Source organism: Pseudomonas sp. SK, assembly GCF_012975065.1.
GTDB classification, from domain to species: domain Bacteria; phylum Pseudomonadota; class Gammaproteobacteria; order Pseudomonadales; family Pseudomonadaceae; genus Aquipseudomonas; species Aquipseudomonas anuradhapurensis.
Genome location: NZ_CP051857.1, coordinates 3,099,552 through 3,116,900 on the forward strand (window position 1 = coordinate 3,099,552; position 17,349 = coordinate 3,116,900).

Consider the following 17,349-nt stretch of genomic DNA (forward strand, 5'->3'; position numbering starts at 1 on the left):
AGATCTGGCTCGCTCGACGGCCCGCCAGCTCCACAGCTCAACCACTGCCCTCGCGGCCTGTGCTGTCCCTGTGGAACTGGCTTAACGGCGCCCGGGCCACAAAACGGCCCCGGGCTCTCAGCGATAACCTTGCTCTGCCAGCCACCGCCGCACCATCATCTGCTGCGCGACCGGCAGATCGTGCAGCAGCGCCTCAAGTGGCCGGCCAGCCTGCAACGCCCGTACTACTGGCGCCAACTCCACCCCCTGCAAATGCCACACCCCCAACGGCTGATCCGTCGTCACCACCACATCGGCCTCGTCCACCCAGCCATCGCGCAATACCGGCCGCCGCTCAACCCTGAGCGTCTGCCAGTCTGCCGCCACATGCAACGCCTGCCGATCCGGCCATGCCTGGCGTTGGTCCCAGAACGGCTGCCCCGCCCGAGTCTGTTCCTGGCCATAGAAATCCCGCCCGATCCTGGCAAAGCGCAAGAACAGCTGTTCGACCCGCTGCTGGTGGAAGCGCCGCGCCAATGCAGCCCGCTCGGGCCGGCCCAGCAAGGTATTGATCACCAGCGGCGCCTGCAACGCTGAAGACAGCGACTGAAAGATCCCATTGCCCGACAACGGGTCAACAGCCATCGCGGCATCGCCTACCCGTATCCAGTCCTGCCCCACGCAGTCGCCAGCCAGGATTGCCGTACTACTGCGCGCATGCACCTGTGCCGGCGCCAATGCCTGGGCGTCGAACAGCTCTGCCACCAGCGCGCTGCGGGCCCGCCGCGCTGCACAGTACGCTGGCAATCCGGCCTTGCCCGGCAGGCCGGCGGCGTCCAGGGTGACCTGCCAGTAGCAACGGCCATCTTCCAGTCGCGCCATCCACGCCCAGCCATCCTCCACGCTCTCGACCGCCGATGCCGGTGCCCCCGGGCTGCCCTGCCAGACATTGAGCAGGCTGACCGTCTCCGGCCCGCGCAGGCGATCAGCCGTCAACGGCGCCTGACGGCCGCGGGCCTCGACCAGGAAATCGGCCAGCAGTACCTGGCCATCGTCCACGCGCACCTGATAGCCGCCGTCGCGAGAGACGTCGCGCACGCGCCCCTCGACCACGCTTACGCCCGCCTGCTGAAGGTCGTCGCGCAGCGCCCGGTCAAACCGCTGCCGGTCGAGCAGGAATTCCTGGTTCAGCTGCAGTTGCTGGCCGTTCCACTGCACCCGTCGCGTGGCCGGCATCGCCGCCTGGCCCAGGGCAGCGCCAAGGCCCGCGTGACGCAGGCCCTCCAGCACTCGTTGCGAAACCCCTTCGACCGCCGCGAACCGCCGCCACTCGGACACCACCGTGACCGGGTAGCCCAGGCGCCGCAAGCCAATGGCCGTGGCCGCGCCCGCCGGGCCGGCACCCAGCACTACAATGTGCGGTTCAGGCATGCCCGCCCCCCCGTCGCTCGGGGCCGGCAAACGCCGCGTGCTGGCGCAACCAGTCATGCACCTGCGGGCGACCCATGCCGGGCGCCTCCCGCAGCAGCGCAGCGATCCGCCCGCTCAGGGCTGCGCACCCCAGGCTCGCGCCGGCCCTGCCACCCGCCCCCACATAGCCGCCGAAGTCCGCCTGGCGGGTGCCAAGCCACGACCATTGGCCCGGCGCGCAGCGGGCATCGCCGGTGACCCGAATCACCCCTGGGTAGCTGGCCGGATACACCGGCCCGCCTTGTGCCGGGCTGGAGGCACACAGCAGCACGCCGGCGGCCAAGGCTTCGGCACACGCCTGGTGCAGCACGGGCCGGTCCTGCTGCAGGCCAAGGCTGAGATTGACCAACCTGGCCCCCGCCTCTACCAGCCACAGCAGCGCGGCCGCCACCTGCAACGCACTGGTACTGGCCTGGCCATTGAATACCTGGGCCACCAGCACTGGTACCGGCCCGGCCTCACGCTGCAAGGCGTCCAGTACCGCGCCCCCGTGCCCGAGCGGGTCGGGCAGCGCTTCACCTTCGCGCAACTGGCCATCCTCCAGCCAGAAACGTCGCGCCCCCCGCAGCGCGCTGGCCTGCTCCGGCGAGCAGCCGCTGTCGATGATGCCAACGCACAGGTCAGTGCCCATGGGTGAGCACCTCCCGCGGCAACACCTGCAGTTGGCCATCGTGCAGTTGCAGGTGCAGGTCGGCATCGGCCAGGGTCGATGCACGGTGGCTGATCAGGATCCGCGTACGGCCGGCAAACAACTGGTCGATGGCCGCGATCACTTCACGCTCGGTCGCTTCGTCCACCGCCGAGGTGGCCTCGTCCAGCACCAGGATCGCCGGGGCCTGCAGCACCGCGCGGGCGATGGCGATGCGTTGCTTCTGGCCGCCGGACAATTGCTGGCCACGCTCACCGAGCATGCCGTCCAGGCCCTGTGGCAAGCTTTCGACCAGGCTGCCCAGGCGTGCCAGCTGCACGACCCGCTCAAGCTCTGCGCGGGTGGCCTCGGGCATGCCGTAGGCCAGGTTCTGCGCCAGGGTGCCACGGAACAGCACGATGTCCTGGCTGACCACGGCAATGCGCCGGCGCAATGCGACCAGGTCCAGTTCGCGCAGGTCGGTGCCATCCAGCAGGATGCGCCCGGTATCCGGGTCGTAGAAGCGCTGCAACAGATCGATCAGGGTCGACTTGCCGACCCCCGAGGCACCGCTGATGGCCACTTTCAGGCCACCGGGCACGCACAGCTGCACGTTGTTCAGTACCGCGCCCTGGCGCCCTGCATGGGCAAAGCTCAGCGCCTCGAGGCGCAGTTCGCCAGGGCCTGCGGGTATCGGCTGCGGGCTGGCCGGCGAGCGCACGGTTACCGCCTCCTGCTTGAGCTCCATTACCCGCCCCAAGCTCACCGCCATGCGCTGCACCGCCACGTACAGGCCCAGCAGGCTCTGCACCGGCCCGACCGCCATGCCCATGTAGGTGGAAAAAGCGATCAGCGCGCCCAGTTGCCAGGTACCCTCGATCACCCACCAGCCGCCGACCAGGAACGCACAGGCGCGACACCAGGAAGTCAGCGTACCGGGGATTGCCTGGGTGAAGAACTCGGTCACCTGTACCTTGAGCAACTGGCGCATGTAGCCCTGCCCCAGCTGGTCCAGGCGCCCGGCCTCGCGGTGCTGCTGGCCGGCCGCCTGGATGAACTTCATCGCCGGCAAGGTTTCCACCAGGAACGCCGACACATCCGCCGAGCGTTCGCGCAGGTTGCGCACTTCATGCTCGACCTTGCGCCGCATCCAGCGCAGCCACAGCACCTCGATCGGCACCAGCAGCACCAGCAGCAGCGACAACTGCCACGACAGCATCAGCATCAACGCCACCGCGCCCACCAGGCCAATCACGGCGGACACGGCGGAGAACAGCGAATCCACGGCAAAGCGCTGGATCTCCGCCACGTCACCATCCAGCCGCGACAGCAGGTCGCCGATACGGCGCCGGCCATAGAACGTCGGCGACAATTGCTGCAGGTGCCGGTACAGGTCATCACGCAGGGCAAACAGGATGCGCCCCGACAGGCGCGTGTGCAGGTAGCGGTTGACCCCGGCCAGCACGGTACCCAGCAGGCCGGCGGCGATCATCAACGCCGCGATGTGCCAGAGCGTCTGGTAATCCCTGGCCAGCAAGCCCTCGTCGATCAAGGTCTTGACCAGCCAGGGTTGCGCCAGGGCCAGCAGCGAGGCGCCCAGCGACAAGCCCAGCAACAAGCCGATGGCGCGCCGATGCGGGCGCACGAAACCGTACAACCAGGCCAACGCCTGGCGCATGAGGACCGGGTCGCTGGACTCCACCAGCCGGGCGAACAGGCTGCCCATGTCAGCCCCGCAACTGTTTGAGCTTGCGGTACAACGTGGCCCGGCTGATGCCAAGCGCCTCGGCGGCGGCGGACACGTTGCCCTGGTGGCGCGCCAGGGCGCCGCGGATCATTTCCAGTTCGTTGTCCTTGAGGCTGCCGGAGGCTGGCGTGGCGCTGGCCAGTTCGTCCAGCAGGCAATCGGTGAGGTGGTCCAGGGTCAGCACTTGCTCGCCGTCCTCGCGCATGGCCAGTGCCGTGCGCACGACCATTTCCAGCTGGCGGATGTTGCCCGGCCAGTCGAACCCTGCGAGCAACGCGCTCAGCGCCGGGTCAAGCGTGACGCCGCGCGCCTCGGACTTGTCCAGCAGCCCCTGGATGATCGCCGCCAGGTCATCGCGCTCGCGCAGCGCCGGCAGGCGCAGCGACACGCCGTTGACCCGGTAGTACAGGTCCTCGCGGAAATGCTGCTCCTGGACCAGGCGCTTTAGGTCGCGGTGGGTGGCGCAGATCAGCGCCACGTCGATGTCCTGCTCGTCACCCGCCCCCAGCGGCGCCACCCGTCGCTCCTGCAGCACGCGCAGCAGGCGCGCCTGCAGGGCCAGGGGCATGTCGCCGATCTCGTCGAGGAACAGCGTGCCGCCATGAGCCTGCATCAGCCGCCCGACCATGCCGCCCCGGCGCGAACCGGTAAACGCGCCCTCGCGGTAGCCAAACAGCTCGGACTCGATCAGCCCTTCGGGAATGGCCGCGCAGTTGACCGCCACGAACGGCTTGCCGGCCCGCGCGCTGGCCTGGTGCAAGGCCCGGGCGACCACTTCCTTGCCGGTGCCGGTCTCGCCCAGCAGCAGCACCGGCAGGCCACTGCCCAAGCCTTGGCCGGCCATGCGCAGGTTGCGTGCCAGGCGCGGGTCGCCACCGGCCAGGGCATCCAGTGCCGGCGACTGCTTGCTCGGCGCCGGCTTGCTGGCCGGGGTGCTGCCATTGACCCGGGCATGGCGCGGCAACTGCAGGGCGCGGAAATGAAACTCGCCCTTGGCCGTTTGCACACTGCTCACGCCGCCCTGCCACAGGCGGGCGATGAAGGCCGGTGCACGTTCGCCCAACAGGTCGCTGCTGCGCCGCCCGATCAGCTCACGGCGCGGCACCTGCAACAACTGGCAGGCACTGTCGTTGGCGGCCAGTACTTCACCCTCCAGGCTCAGTGCCAGCAGGCCATGCCAGGCGCTGTTGAGGTACTGCGGGCGGCTGTGGAAAGCCAGCACCCACTGCTCCGGGTGGCACAAGCCGAACAGCCGGCTTTCGATGTTGCCGGCTGCCAGCATCAGCGTCGACAAGCTGTCCTGGGGCTGCGCCATCACGCCCTCGCGGGTGATGTCGAGCACACCGATCACTTCGCCTCGCGGGTCGCGCAGCGGCACAGAGGTGCAGGAGAACGGGCTGAGGCGGTCCAGGTAATGTTCGCCGCAGTTGATCAGCGTTGGCCGGCCTTCCACCACCGCCGTGCCAATGGCATTGGTGCCGCGCAGCGACTCGCTCCAGCAACTGCCCGGGTGCAGGTCGCGCAGGCCTTCGCGCTGCAGCACGTGCTTCTGCCCTTCGATGGCCAGCACATTGGCCTGGGCATCGCCGAGGATGACGATACCGGCCTTGCCCTGGCGCGCGACCAGGTAGTCCAGTTCGGGGGTGACAGCATCGAGCAGCAGGCGGTTGCGCTCCAGCAGCAGGCGCAGGTCATGGCCTTGCTCCAGGCCCAGGCCGACCTGCTCGCCCTGCAGGCAGTCCAGGCCATGGCCCAGGCTACGGCGCCAGGAAGCGTCTATCTCGTCGCGCAGCATGCCCAGCGGCAGCTCGCCTTCGCGGGCCAGCTTCAGGCGGGCCTGGCGGGATTCGTGCAACGGATCGTGGGCGTTTGTTATAAGTTGTCGCGCCATGTTCTACTCCGGCTGTGCCCCGCAAGGTGGCGGGGAACGGGCTTGGGAATTTTCCGCAGTGTGCGCGAGAAAACGCCGGGCGTCATCTGGTGGATGCGTGATGAGTGGCCAGGGCATGCCCTGGCTCGGCCGACCTCGGCCAGCCACTTTCAAGTTTGGGAAATTTCCTGGGTTCGATGCGGGCGCCTCTGCGCGGGTGAGCCCGCTCCCACAGGGACGGCGTTGTGCTGGGTCACGCTGAACCTGTGGGGGCTGGCCTCCCGCGCATGATGGTTTCGGCTACATCCGGCTGGTGCCTGCGACACTGGCGTGGCAGCAGCCTCAGCCGACCAGGCCGCGAACACAGAAGTACAGGATCGAAGGCCCCATCAGGCAGCCCAACCCAGTGTGGAAGGTGGCCGTCAATGCGCCATACGGCACCAAGCGCCGGTCCGTCGCCGCCAACCCGGCGGTCACCCCCGATACCGTCCCTGCCAAGCCACCGAACACCATCGCCGAACGCGGGTTGTCCAGCGCCAGCAGCCGCGCCGACACCGGGGTGAACACCATCACCAGGATCGCCTTGATCAACCCGGTGGCAATCGACAGGGCCATCACGTCCGAACTGGCGCCCAACGCCGCGCCGGTCACCGGGCCGACAATATAGGTCACCGCACCGGCGCCAATGGTGGTCATGCTTACCGCATCGCGGTAGCCGAAGGCATAGGCCACCGCCGCACCAACCACAAACGGCAGCACCGTGCCCAGCAACAGCGCCAGCGCGCCGATCAGGCCGGCCTTGCGTGCCTCGGTGGCCTGCACTTCGAAGGCCGTGGCGACAATCGCAAAGTCACGCAGCATGGCCCCGCCCATCAGACCAATGCCGGAGAACAGCGCCATGTCCGCCAGGCCTTTCTGGCCGCCGGTCAGGGTACCGCCCACCCAGGCCAGGACCAGGCCAATGACGATGGCGATGGCCGAGCCATGCACGCGGCCAAAGGTCAGGTACTTCGACAGCAGCACCGACAGCCACATGATGGCGCCCACCACTGCGAATGCCGTGATCAGGGCGTTATGTTGCAGCGCATTGTCAATGATCGGCCACATGCTCAGTGCCCTCCGGCAGGGGCAGCCTGCCCGCTGGTTTCGGCGCCGGTGTCTGCCGGCAAGGGTGCGCCGCGATGGCTGCGGCTGATCAGGGCGATGGTCGCACCGCATACCAGTACCGCGCCTACCGCTGCCAATAGCGCCACCGGCCCGCCGTGCAAGGCGGTCACCACGTTCTGCTGGGCCGCCATGGCGACCACCACCGGGATATACATGGCACCCCAGAAGCCCACGCCGAATTCGCACTCCTTGCTCATGCCGCCGTTGCGGTGCATGTACAGGCGCGCACAGATCAGCAGGATCATGGCGATACCGACCCCGCCCACATTGGATTTGACACCCAGCAGCACGCCCAGGAAGTCGCCGACGATGACGCCGGCAAGCGTGCAGACCGCCAGCAGAGCCACACCATAGATAATCATTGTTGTTGTCCTCAGGTAGTGTCGAAGTTGCTTGTTGTTGTCCTTCGTAAGCACACGTGTGCCGCATGGCCGATGTGTGGGGGGGTGCCATCATCGATCGCTGGCCACCTCCTGGCGCAATAGCGCATCCAGGCTGTCCCATCGGGTGCCTTCAACAGCCATCACCCGGCCTTGTTCGAACACCGGCCTGGCCAGCCCGCTGAGTACGCTGCCAGGTGGCATTTCCAGGTGCAGGCGCACACCGCGCTCGTAGGCGTTGCGCAACGTCGCACGCCAGTCGACCAGCCGCGCCATGTTGCCGGCCAGGTCGTCGCGCAGCCGCTGCGGGTCGAACACCGGCCGCGCGCTGCTGCCACTGAGATAGGTAATACGCGGTCGCTGCAGCTCGACCCGGGCGAACGCACTGGCGAGTTCAGCTGCCGGGCCGTCCAGCAGCGGACAATGCGATGGCACGCCAACCGCCAGCCGCCGGGCACTGCCCTGCCCCGACCGCCGCGCCAGGTTGGCCACCGCCGCCATCGCCGAGTCGCTACCGGCGATGACGATCTGGTTGTCGCTGTTGAGGTTGGCGACATACACCTCGCCGCCCACCGCCTTCAGCAAGCGCTCGACGCTGGCCAGGTCCAGGCCACTGAGCGCTGTCATGCCATAACCTTGCGGATAGGCGCGCTGCATCAGCTCGCCCCGCAGGGCAACCAGGCGCACGGCGTCGGCAAAGCCCAGGGCGCCCGCCGTGACTGCCGCCGGGTAAGCCCCGATCGACAAGCCCGCGACATAGCCCGGCGCGGGGCTACGTTGCATCAACCAGCGTGCCCAGGCCACGCCGGCCAGCAGCAAGCACAGTTGCACGGCACGGGTGGTCTGCAGCGACTGCTGGCTGTCCAGCGCCAGCGCCTGCTGGCCAAGGATGTCGCTGGCCTCTTCGAGCAACGGTCCGGCGCCATCAGGCAAGTGCTGCAACATGCCTACCTGCTGGGCGCCCTGGCCGGGGAAGGCGAACAGGCTGCTCATGCGACACGCTCCATGACTGCCCACGGGTCGCTGACCAGGCGTGGGCCATGGGCTGCCTTGAGCAGCACGCGACGGGCCAGGCCGGCCCACTCGCGCAGGGCGACAGCGCCCGCCGGCGTTTCCAGCTGCACGTCGACACGGCACGGCGCACAGTCGAGGGCAGCCAGCAGGCCCCGCGCCTGCGCACGGGACAGCGGTTGTGGCGCACGCAGCAGCAAGTCGAGGTCGCTCTCGGCGTGGACCACTTCGATACCACTAGCGATCTGGTAGCCGACCGAGCCGGTAGGCCCCCAGGCCAGCCCGCTGGCATTCAGTACTGGCGCGAGCGAGACCAATGCCTGCAAGGCCGGCCACCGGCTCTGCGCTTGCCAGTGCAGTGCTTCCGGCCCTTGCTGACGCTGGATATGCGCCAGGCGCATCATTGCCGCCAGGCGCTGCGCCCGGCCCTGGCCGCGCACCCCCACCGCCACCCAGCCGTCTCTAGCCATGGCTCGGCGTACCACCACCGGCTGGCCGCCAAGCAACACCTCTCGCGCCCATTGCGGCGCATCGCTTGGCAAGCCGCAGGCAGGCATCCCCCAGAGCAGGTCGTGCGGCCTTGGCGCGTTCATTTCAAGCGCCCTGCCATTGGCGGCGCAATTGTTCGCGTACCTGGCGCGAAGCGTTGCGCTGCTCGCCCGCCAGCCGCGATGACAGATCGGTCGAAGTGCCGATATCGTGCACTGCTTCGGCCAGGCATGCGCGCACCCGGTCGATGTCGGCGGCGCTCGGCGCCTCGGCGTCATCCACCGTCAACCGGCGCCACAACAGGCCGAGGGACGCGTAGCTGGCCAGGTCGTAGGCCATCGGCGGCACCTCGGCAGCCAAGGCCTCCAGTTGCTCGACACTGCGCAGGGTGATCCGCGCCGCTGCCGCCTTGCCCATGGCGTGCACCATGACCCCGGCATCATCCAGCGCGACAAGGCGCTGGGCTTGATAGCCGTGGGCCAGAAACGCACCGGACATGGCCTTGCCGACCAGCAGGCCGATTACCGGGTGCCCGGCCAGGCGCGCCTGGGCATAGGCCTGCACTGCAGCGGCCAGCGCCTGATGAATGCCCAGCGCCTCTTCACGGCGGCCATAGGCCTGGCTGGGCACGTCGATCAGCGCAACGATAGCCCGCTTGCGGCTGTCACGGTCAGCCTCGACCGCCTCGCTCACAGCCTTGGCCAGGCCCCAACCCTCCAGCAAGCCGACTTCGCCCGAGCGGGCCCGGGGGAACGGGTTGTCGGCATCCGGCACCACGGCGATGAAGCGCGCCAGGCAGTTGTCCAGTTCACCGTCGGCTACCCGCAACGACGCCGGGTAACCCGGCAGGGCTTGGCTGCCGGACAGGCTCGCCAGCCAGTTCAAGGCGCGGTTCATTGGGCTTCTCCTTGGTAGAGGGCGCACACAGCGGCGGCGTCCAGTTGCGGGCAGGCAGCACCCAGCCGGGCCAGGCGCGCAAGGAACCAGCCGTGCTGGCTGGCGCGGTTCCTGGAGGGCTGCTCGAGCAGCTGCAGCAAGCGCTCGCGCAGGGCCTCGATATCATCGGACACATAGCCATCGGCCAGGCCGCTGGCATGGCGTTGCTCGCCACCGCTCAGGCTCCAGATGAACGGCCGGTCCTTGGCGTCGTACTCGGCGATGCCGGCCTCCTGCTCGATCACCTGTGGGCCGTTGAGGCCCAGGCGCGCCTCGCGGGTCACCAGCAAATGGCTGCACAGGCCAGCGGCGATGGCCATGCCGCCGAAGCAGCCGACCGCGCCGGCGATCAACCCGACCACGGGTTGCCACTCCCGCAGCTCGACAATCGCTGCCTGGATTTCGGCAATTGCGGCCAGCCCCAGGTTGGCTTCCTGCAGGCGCACACCGCCGGTTTCCAGCAGCAACACGGCACAGGTGGGGATGCCGTTGCGGTTGTCTTCGATGGCCAGCTCCAGTGCACCGGCGATCTTGGCCCCACCCACCTCGCCCATGCTGCCGCCCTGGAAGCCGCCTTCGATGGCCGCGACCACGGCGTTGCGCCCGTTCAGCAGGCCCTTGGCGATGACCACGCCATCATCGGCCTGCGGCACGATGCCCTGGCGCGGCAGCCACGGCGACATCAGCCGGTCGAACGGGCCCAGCAGTTCGCGGAAACTGCCCGGGTCGAGCAAGGCGCGGGCACGCTGGCGAGCGCCCAGTTCGACAAAGCTGCGGCTGCGCAGCAAGCGTGCGGTGTCAGTCATGGGCGATCTCCTCGAAGCCTTGCTCCAGGCGCAGGCGGACCACGCCTGGGGTGGCGCCGAAATCATGGATGTCGATGTTCATGGCCGGCCAGGCGTGGCCTGCGAACAGGCGCTGGAACAGTTGCCTCCAGCGGGCGCCGCTGCCGTTGACCGAGGTCACCAGCTGGATCTGCAAGGTGCCGGCGGTACCCGGTTCGATCAGCACTTCGAGGTCGCCAGAGCTGACGCAGCCCACCACTGTGCGGCCACGGCCCGGTTCGGCGGCAGGGAATTGAAAGGTCAGGGTTTCCATGTCACAGGCTCCCGGCTTTGTCGAGGAACAGGCAAGCGGCCAGCAGATCGGCGGCCCCGCCCGGTGAGGCGTTCAGGCGTAGCAGCCGGGCGTCCAGCAGACGCAACTGGCGGCGACCATCAAGGCTGCCACTACCGCCGGCGTCCAGTACTGCGCGGGCCCCCTCCTGCAGGGTTTGCAGCCCTTGTGGGCCGGCGCGCCAGAGCACGCAGGTGTCGCTGAGCACAGCCATGATCGCCAGCAAGGCGTCAAGCCGGGCATGCGCCTCGCTGGCACCGTTGCCGCGGCTGCGCTGCAGTTGTGGCAGGCCGTGCTCGATGACCGCCGGGAAGCCTTGCTGTGCTTGTTCGCGGGCGCCTGCCAAGCCATAGCGGCGGCGCACCTGCTGGCCATGGCTGTCGTGCGCAGCGGTAACCGGGTCGTCATGCACGGCGATGCGCCCGGCGCGAGCGGCCAGGGTAGCGGCGTCGGCGCGGGTATCGAGGGCCCTGGCGGCAACCAGCAGGCCCAGTGCCCAGATGGCTCCACGGTGGGTGTTCACCCCGCCGGTGACGGCCAGCATGGCCGCCTCGCCTTCGCGGCCGAGGTGGCCCAGGCGGGCACGCAGGGCCTGGCTGACGGTGCCGATGGCCTGAGCGGCTTCGGCCATTTGCCGCAGGCATGGCCACAGGGAAAGCGCCGAGGCGTGCATCAGGGCCAGGGTCATGTCGCCGTGGGCGCCGGTGCCGCGGCGGTCGACCAGGCCGGGCTTGGGAGACAGGTCGGCTTCGTCGATCAGGGCCTCCACCGCCAGGTCGGCGAGGTGTTCGGCCAGGGAAATTGCGGCTACCTGGGCTGGCCTCTTCGCGGGCAGGCTCGCAGCCACAGGCACCGCGCCGGTATTCTGTATGTCGAGTGCTTTCATCACCAGCTCCTGAACCGTGCAGGCGGGCTATAGAGGCCGCCGGACCATTCCACCAGGTCGGCAATGCTGCGCGCGGCCAGCAGCTCACGGCTGGCGTCGGTGCGGCGGATGCCGAGGTCTTCCGGCAAGGCAACCAGGCCCTGCTGGCGCAGGCGCAAGGTGTCCTTGGGGTCGTGGCGCAGGCCGATTACGGTGACCCCGGCTACAGCGGCGATCATCTGCTGGCGCTGCTCCAGGCTGCGCGCCTTGTACAGGTAGGCAATCCCCTCTTCGGTCAACAGGTGGGTGACGTCGTCGCCATAGATCATCACGGGCGCCAGCGGCATTCCGGCTTTCCTGGCCACCTCCACGGCATCCAGGGTTTCGACGAAGGTGGGCTTGCCGCCCTCCTGGTAGGTCTCGACCATCTGCACCACCAGCTTGCGGCCACGTTCGAGCAAGGTGTCCGGCACGGTCATGTCGAGCCACGCCGGGGTGGCATGGCGCCGGCCACGCGGGTCGTGGCCCATGTTCGGGGCACCACCAAAACCGGCCAGGCGGCCACGGGTCACGGTCGAGGAATGGCCATCGCCATCCACCTGCAGGGTGGCGCCGATGAACAGGTCGACGGCGTACTGCCCAGCCAGCTGGCACATCATGCGGTTTGACCGCAGCGAGCCATCGCGCCCGGTGAAGAACACATCGGGGCGCTGGGCGATGTAGTCCTCCATGCCCAGCTCGGTGCCGAAGCAGTGCACGCTTTGCACCCAGCCAGTCTCGATGGCCGGGATCAGGGTCGGGTGCGGGTTGAGCGTCCAGTTGCGGCAGATCTTGCCCTTCAGCCCCAGGGACTCACCGTAGGTCGGCAGGATCAGTTCGATGGCTGCGGTATTGAAGCCGATGCCGTGGTTCAACGACTGCACCTGGTGCTTTTCGTAGATGCCGCGGATGGCCATCATCGCCATCAGCACATGCACCGGCTTGATATGGCGCGGGTCCCGGGTGAACAACGGTTCTATGTAGAAGGGCCGATCGGCAACCACCACGAAATCCACCCAGGATGCGGGGATATCGACCCGTGGCAGGTCAGCGGTGCGGTCCACCAGCTGGTTGACCTGGGCGATGACGATGCCGTCACTGAAGGCGGCCGGCTCCACCAGCGCCGGGGTGTCCTCGGTGCTGGGGCCGGTGTACAGGTTGCCGTCGCGGTCGGCCATGAAACCTGCCACCAGGGTGACATTGGGAATCAGGTCCACCAGCAGCCGCGAGTACAGTTCGATGTAGGTGTGGATGGCCCCCACTTCCAGCAGGCCGTCTTCCAGCAGCTGGCCGATGCGCAGGCTTTGCGGGCCGGCAAAGGAAAAGTCCAGCTTGCGCGCGATGCCACGTTCGAACAGCTCCAGGTGCTCGGCGCGGCTGACGCTGGGCATGATCATGTGCAGGTCATGCAGGCGGCCGGGGTCGACCTTGGCCAGGGCACGCGAAAGAAAGTCGGCCTGCTTCTGGTTGTTGCCTTCCAGCACCACCCGGTCGCCGGGGGCAAGCAGCAGCTCCAGGGCTTCGACGATACGTTCGCTGGGCAGCACCACGCCATCGGCGAGGTGGCGTACCCGGTCGAGGCGGCGCTGCTTCTCGGCGCGCCGTCGCGACCATTGCGGCGGTGGATTCTGTGTTGTTGTCATGCTGACTCCACGGGTTCGCTGTCGTGGAGCCACCTTAGGGCTGAGCGGGTTGCCGCATCAATCAAGCTCAGGGGCTTATCGTTACGCCCAGGTTAACGAATGCCAGCGGGCGGTGGCCCGAATTCGGGGACCAGGCGAAACCTTGCTAGAGTGTTGGTGGCGTCGGCCAAGGCAAAAATGCAGAATCCCCCTGCAGATTTGTCGATTGTGCACGGCAAATTCGCATGACAGGATTCTGCGATCCTCCAGCGAATTCCAGACTTCACTTGGAAAATCAATAACAAAGCAGGGAGAACGCAATGACTGCGCACGCTACTACCTCAGCCACCGACCCTGTATTGGCCGAAGTTCGCAACCACATCGGCCACCTGACCCTGAACCGCCCTGCCGGCCTCAATGCCCTGACCCTGGACATGGTGCGTAGCCTGCGCCGACACTTCGACCTGTGGGCCAAAGATCCACAGGTGCAGGCCGTGGTGCTGCGTGGCGAGGGCCCCAAAGGTTTCTGCGCCGGTGGCGACATCCGTTCGCTGCATGACAGCTTCAAAGCGGGCGAAACGCTGCACGAGACGTTCTTCGTCGAGGAATATGCGCTCGACCTGGTCATCCACCATTACCGCAAGCCGGTGCTGGTGCTGATGGACGGTTTCACCCTGGGCGGCGGCATGGGCCTGGCCCAGGGCTGCGACCTGCGCGTGGTCACCGAGCGCAGCCGCCTGGGCATGCCCGAAGTGGGTATCGGCTACTTCCCGGATGTCGGCGGCAGCTACTTCCTGTCGCGCATCCCTGGCGAGCTGGGCACCTATCTGGGCGTCAGCGGCGCGCAGATCCAGGCAGCCGATGCGCTGTACTGCGGCCTGGCCGACTGGTACCTGGCCAGCGACAAGCTCGCCGCCCTCGACCACGGTCTCGACCAGTTGCGCTTTGGCGATCACCCGCTCAAGGACCTGCAGAACCTGCTGGCCAGGCTCGGTACCCAGGTGCTCGACGATGCCCCGCTGGAACAGCTGCGCCCGGTCATCGACCACTTCTTCGCCCTGCCCGACGTGCCGGCCATCGTCGAACAACTGCGTGCCGTCAGCATTGGCGACAGCCACGCCTGGGCCGTGGCCACCGCCGACCAGCTGGAAAGCCGCTCGCCGCTGGCCATGGCGGTTACCCTGGAAATGCTGCGCCGTGGCCGTCACCTGGGCCTGGAGGACTGCTTTGCCATGGAACTGCACCTGGACCGCCAGTGGTTCCAGCACGGCGACATCATCGAGGGTGTGCGTGCGCTGATCATCGACAAGGACAAGCAGCCACGCTGGAACCCACCGACCCTGGCCGCGTTGCAGCGCCAGCGCGTCGAACAATTCTTCGAAGGCCTGTGAGCCGGGGAGTACACAGATGCAAGACCTGGAACTGAGCGAAGAGCAGATCATGATCCGCGACATGGCCCGGGACTTCTCCCGCGGCGAGATCGCCCCGCATGCCCAGGCCTGGGAAAAGGCCGGCTGGATCGACGATGGCGTGGTGCGCAAGATGGGCGAACTGGGCCTGCTGGGCATGGTCGTGCCGGAACAATTCGGCGGCAGCTACACCGACTATGTCGCCTACGCCCTGGCCGTCGAAGAGATCGCCGCCGGCTGTGGCGCCACCGGGGCGATGATGAGCATCCACAATTCGGTGGGCTGTGGCCCGCTGCTGGCCTACGGCACTGCCGAGCAGCAACAGCAGTGGTTACCGCGCCTGGCCAGTGGCGAAGTGATCGGCTGCTTCTGCCTGACCGAACCGCAGGCCGGCTCCGAAGCGCACAACCTGCGCACCCGCGCCGAGCTGGTGGACGGCCAGTGGGTGATCAACGGTGCCAAGCAGTTCGTCAGCAACGCCCGCCGCGCCGGCTTGGCGATCGTCTTCGCGGTGACCGACCCTGAGCTGGGCAAGAAGGGCCTGTCGGCATTCCTGGTGCCCACCGACAACCCGGGCTTCAAGGTCGACCGCAGCGAGCACAAGATGGGCATCCGCGCCTCCGATACCTGCGCCGTGACCTTCGACAACTGCCGCATCCCCGCTGCCAATATCCTCGGTGAACGTGGCAAGGGCCTGGCCATCGCCCTGTCCAACCTCGAAGGCGGCCGCATCGGCATTGCCGCGCAAGCCTTGGGCATTGCCCGCGCCGCCTTCGAAGCCGCGCTGCTGTACTCACGTGACCGCGTACAGTTCGGCAAGCCGATCAACGAGCACCAGAGCATCGCCAACCTGCTGGCCGACATGCAGGTACAGGTGAATGCCGCGCGCCTGCTCATCCTGCATGCCGCGCGCCTGCGCAGCGCCGGCAAGCCGTGCCTGTCGGAAGCGTCACAGGCCAAGCTGTTCGCTTCGGAAATGGCCGAGCGGGTGTGCTCGATGGCGATCCAGGTGCATGGCGGGTACGGCTACCTGGAGGACTACCCGGTGGAGCGCTACTACCGCGATGCGCGGATCACGCAGATCTATGAAGGCTCGAGCGAGATCCAGCGGATGCTGATTGCCCGCGAGTTGAAGCACTACCCGATTTAAAGCCTTGCACGCGCCCTGAGCGGCCTCGTGTCGCGACAGGGCCGCAACGCCGCCCCAGGTGTCAGCTTTGATGCACACATTGCTGGGGCCGCCATGCGGCCCTGTCGCGACACCAGGCCGCTCCTACACAGTCCAGCGTTAACCGCGCCCCACTCGGCTATCGCCAATAGCGCGCATCATCCACCACGCTGGCATGGCCCTCGAACAACGCCGGCAACTGCTCCTTGAGGTAGTCGATCCAGGTCCGCACCTTGGCATCCAGGTAATGGCGTGACGGGTATACCGCGTACAGCGCGTTCTCCCGCAGCCGGTACGGGGCCAGCAAGCGGCACAAGCGCCCCTGTTCGATCGCCTGGCTGGCGGTATAGAACGGCAGCAGGCCAATGCCCATGCCCAACTCGCTGGCCACCAGCATGGCGTCGGCAACGTTGGTGGAGAAACTGTCGCTCGGCGCGATCACGCACTGGTCCACCCCCTGCGGGAATACCCAGTCCCCTTCGTACATCGGGTAGGCCATGCGCAGGCAGCGGTGCTGGTGCAGGTCTTCCGGGCGCTCGGGTACGCCGTGGGCCTGCAGATAGCTGGGCGCCGCACACGGAATACTGAAGATGTTGCCCAGCGGCACGGCGATCAGCTGCGAGTCCGGCAGGGCCCCGTCTACGGTAATCACCACGTCATGCCCTTCGGCCAGTGGGTCGGGGTTGCGCTGCGACAGGGTCAGCTCGATCACCACCTCCGGGCACAGCGCGTTGTAGCCGGCCACCAGCGGCATCAGCAACAGCCCCAGGCCGTGCGGGCAATGCAGACGCAGGTGGCCACGCGGGGTCAGGTGCGCACCACGGGCTTCGCCCACCGCTTCTTCGGTGAGCAACAGGATCTGCCGCGAGCGTTCAAGAAATCGCTCGCCGGCCTCGCTCATGCGCAAACGCCGCGTCGTACGGTGCAGCAGGCGGGTCTGCAGCTGGTTTTCCAGCTCGGCAACAATGCGCGATACCTGCGCCGCGGAAATGTCCAGGGCATTGGCAGCCGCAGCGAAGCTGCCGCACTCCACTACCCGGGCGAAGGTACGCATGGCATGCAGCATGTCCATGAATGGGCTCCTTGATCACATTATTCTTGCGCCATAGGCAGGAATCTATCACGGATTAGCCCATTTATTGTGGATGACCAACGAATGGATCATGAGTCATCCATTCACAGGAGCCTGCCATGAAACGCTCGATCACTGTCCTTGCCATAGCCGCCAGCCTCGCCTCGTTCGGCGCGCTCGCCGACACCGCTGGCAGCCAGCCCGCCAGTACCCACTACGAATACGGCATGCCGCTGGACGTGGCCAAGGTCATTTCCATCACCCCGGCCAGCAATGCCGCCGACTGCCAGGTCGGCACCGCGCACATGGTGTATGTCGACCACCAGGGCCAGCAGCGTGAAATCGACTACCGGGAGATGGGCAACTGCTCGCAGCAATGAC

17 protein-coding genes are annotated in these 17,349 nt (G+C 67.4%); 3 read left to right on the forward strand and 14 right to left on the reverse strand.

Going from position 1 to position 17,349, the window contains the following annotated elements; translation table 11 throughout:
• Positions 1 to 117: 117 nt before the first annotated feature.
• The 13 genes from HG549_RS14255 to mdcA all read right to left on the reverse strand — a co-directional run bounded on the left by HG549_RS14255 (position 118) and on the right by mdcA (position 13,340).
• Complete coding sequence (locus HG549_RS14255) at positions 118 to 1,410, reverse strand: NAD(P)/FAD-dependent oxidoreductase (protein ID WP_170030147.1); 1,293 nt, start codon at positions 1,408 to 1,410, stop codon at positions 118 to 120.
• On the reverse strand, positions 1,403 to 2,080 hold the full coding sequence (locus HG549_RS14260) for a peptidase S8 and S53 subtilisin kexin sedolisin (RefSeq protein WP_170030148.1): 678 nt from the start codon (positions 2,078 to 2,080) through the stop codon (positions 1,403 to 1,405). The genes HG549_RS14255 and HG549_RS14260 overlap by 8 nt, the downstream gene beginning before the upstream one ends.
• Positions 2,070 to 3,803 (reverse strand): ABC transporter ATP-binding protein, encoded by a 1,734-nt coding sequence (locus tag HG549_RS14265; protein WP_170030149.1) that lies wholly within the window; start codon positions 3,801 to 3,803, stop codon positions 2,070 to 2,072. Before HG549_RS14265 ends, HG549_RS14260 begins: the two co-directional genes overlap by 11 nt.
• Before the next feature lies 1 nt (position 3,804).
• Positions 3,805 to 5,715 (reverse strand): sigma-54-dependent Fis family transcriptional regulator, encoded by a 1,911-nt coding sequence (locus tag HG549_RS14270; RefSeq protein WP_170030150.1) that lies wholly within the window; start codon positions 5,713 to 5,715, stop codon positions 3,805 to 3,807.
• A 321-nt stretch (positions 5,716 to 6,036) separates the two neighbouring features.
• Positions 6,037 to 6,801 (reverse strand): malonate transporter subunit MadM, encoded by a 765-nt coding sequence (madM, locus tag HG549_RS14275; RefSeq protein WP_170030151.1) that lies wholly within the window; start codon positions 6,799 to 6,801, stop codon positions 6,037 to 6,039.
• A gap of 2 nt (positions 6,802 to 6,803) precedes the next feature.
• Positions 6,804 to 7,223: a malonate transporter subunit MadL gene (gene madL, locus HG549_RS14280; protein WP_170030152.1), complete on the reverse strand. Its 420-nt coding sequence runs from the start codon at positions 7,221 to 7,223 to the stop codon at positions 6,804 to 6,806.
• Positions 7,224 to 7,313: 90 nt separating this feature from the next.
• Complete coding sequence (mdcH, locus tag HG549_RS14285; protein ID WP_170030153.1) at positions 7,314 to 8,234, reverse strand: malonate decarboxylase subunit epsilon; 921 nt, start codon at positions 8,232 to 8,234, stop codon at positions 7,314 to 7,316.
• Positions 8,231 to 8,845, reverse strand: a complete 615-nt coding sequence (locus HG549_RS14290; RefSeq protein ID WP_170030154.1) for a malonate decarboxylase holo-ACP synthase — start codon at positions 8,843 to 8,845, stop codon at positions 8,231 to 8,233. The genes mdcH and HG549_RS14290 overlap by 4 nt, the downstream gene beginning before the upstream one ends.
• Position 8,846: 1 nt before the next feature.
• Positions 8,847 to 9,638 carry a biotin-independent malonate decarboxylase subunit gamma gene (gene mdcE / locus HG549_RS14295; protein ID WP_170030155.1) on the reverse strand — a complete coding sequence of 264 codons (792 nt, stop codon included), beginning with the start codon at positions 9,636 to 9,638 and terminating at the stop codon, positions 8,847 to 8,849.
• Complete coding sequence (locus HG549_RS14300) at positions 9,635 to 10,483, reverse strand: biotin-independent malonate decarboxylase subunit beta (protein WP_170030156.1); 849 nt, start codon at positions 10,481 to 10,483, stop codon at positions 9,635 to 9,637. Before HG549_RS14300 ends, mdcE begins: the two co-directional genes overlap by 4 nt.
• Positions 10,476 to 10,775 carry a malonate decarboxylase subunit delta gene (locus tag HG549_RS14305; RefSeq protein WP_170030157.1) on the reverse strand — a complete coding sequence of 100 codons (300 nt, stop codon included), beginning with the start codon at positions 10,773 to 10,775 and terminating at the stop codon, positions 10,476 to 10,478. The genes HG549_RS14300 and HG549_RS14305 overlap by 8 nt, the downstream gene beginning before the upstream one ends.
• A 1-nt stretch (position 10,776) precedes the next feature.
• Positions 10,777 to 11,679 carry a triphosphoribosyl-dephospho-CoA synthase gene (locus HG549_RS14310; RefSeq protein WP_170030158.1) on the reverse strand — a complete coding sequence of 301 codons (903 nt, stop codon included), beginning with the start codon at positions 11,677 to 11,679 and terminating at the stop codon, positions 10,777 to 10,779.
• Positions 11,679 to 13,340: a malonate decarboxylase subunit alpha gene (mdcA, locus tag HG549_RS14315; protein WP_170030159.1), complete on the reverse strand. Its 1,662-nt coding sequence runs from the start codon at positions 13,338 to 13,340 to the stop codon at positions 11,679 to 11,681. Before mdcA ends, HG549_RS14310 begins: the two co-directional genes overlap by 1 nt.
• Positions 13,341 to 13,639: 299 nt before the next feature.
• Here mdcA and HG549_RS14320 point away from each other — a divergent pair, with 299 nt between their 5' ends.
• On the forward strand, positions 13,640 to 14,710 hold the full coding sequence (locus tag HG549_RS14320; RefSeq protein WP_170030160.1) for an enoyl-CoA hydratase/isomerase family protein: 1,071 nt from the start codon (positions 13,640 to 13,642) through the stop codon (positions 14,708 to 14,710).
• A 16-nt stretch (positions 14,711 to 14,726) separates the two neighbouring features.
• Positions 14,727 to 15,878 (forward strand): acyl-CoA dehydrogenase family protein, encoded by a 1,152-nt coding sequence (locus tag HG549_RS14325; protein WP_170030161.1) that lies wholly within the window; start codon positions 14,727 to 14,729, stop codon positions 15,876 to 15,878.
• A 157-nt stretch (positions 15,879 to 16,035) separates the two neighbouring features.
• Here HG549_RS14325 and HG549_RS14330 read toward each other — a convergent pair whose 3' ends face one another.
• The gene (locus HG549_RS14330) at positions 16,036 to 16,968 is read right to left on the reverse strand and encodes a LysR family transcriptional regulator (protein WP_170030162.1); all 933 of its coding nucleotides are present in this window, start codon (positions 16,966 to 16,968) and stop codon (positions 16,036 to 16,038) included.
• A gap of 119 nt (positions 16,969 to 17,087) precedes the next feature.
• On the opposite strand from HG549_RS14330, the gene HG549_RS14335 reads away from it, so the two are divergent.
• Positions 17,088 to 17,348, forward strand: coding sequence for a DUF2790 domain-containing protein (locus HG549_RS14335; protein WP_170030163.1), 261 nt, complete (start codon positions 17,088 to 17,090; stop codon positions 17,346 to 17,348).
• Position 17,349: the final 1 nt, after the last annotated feature.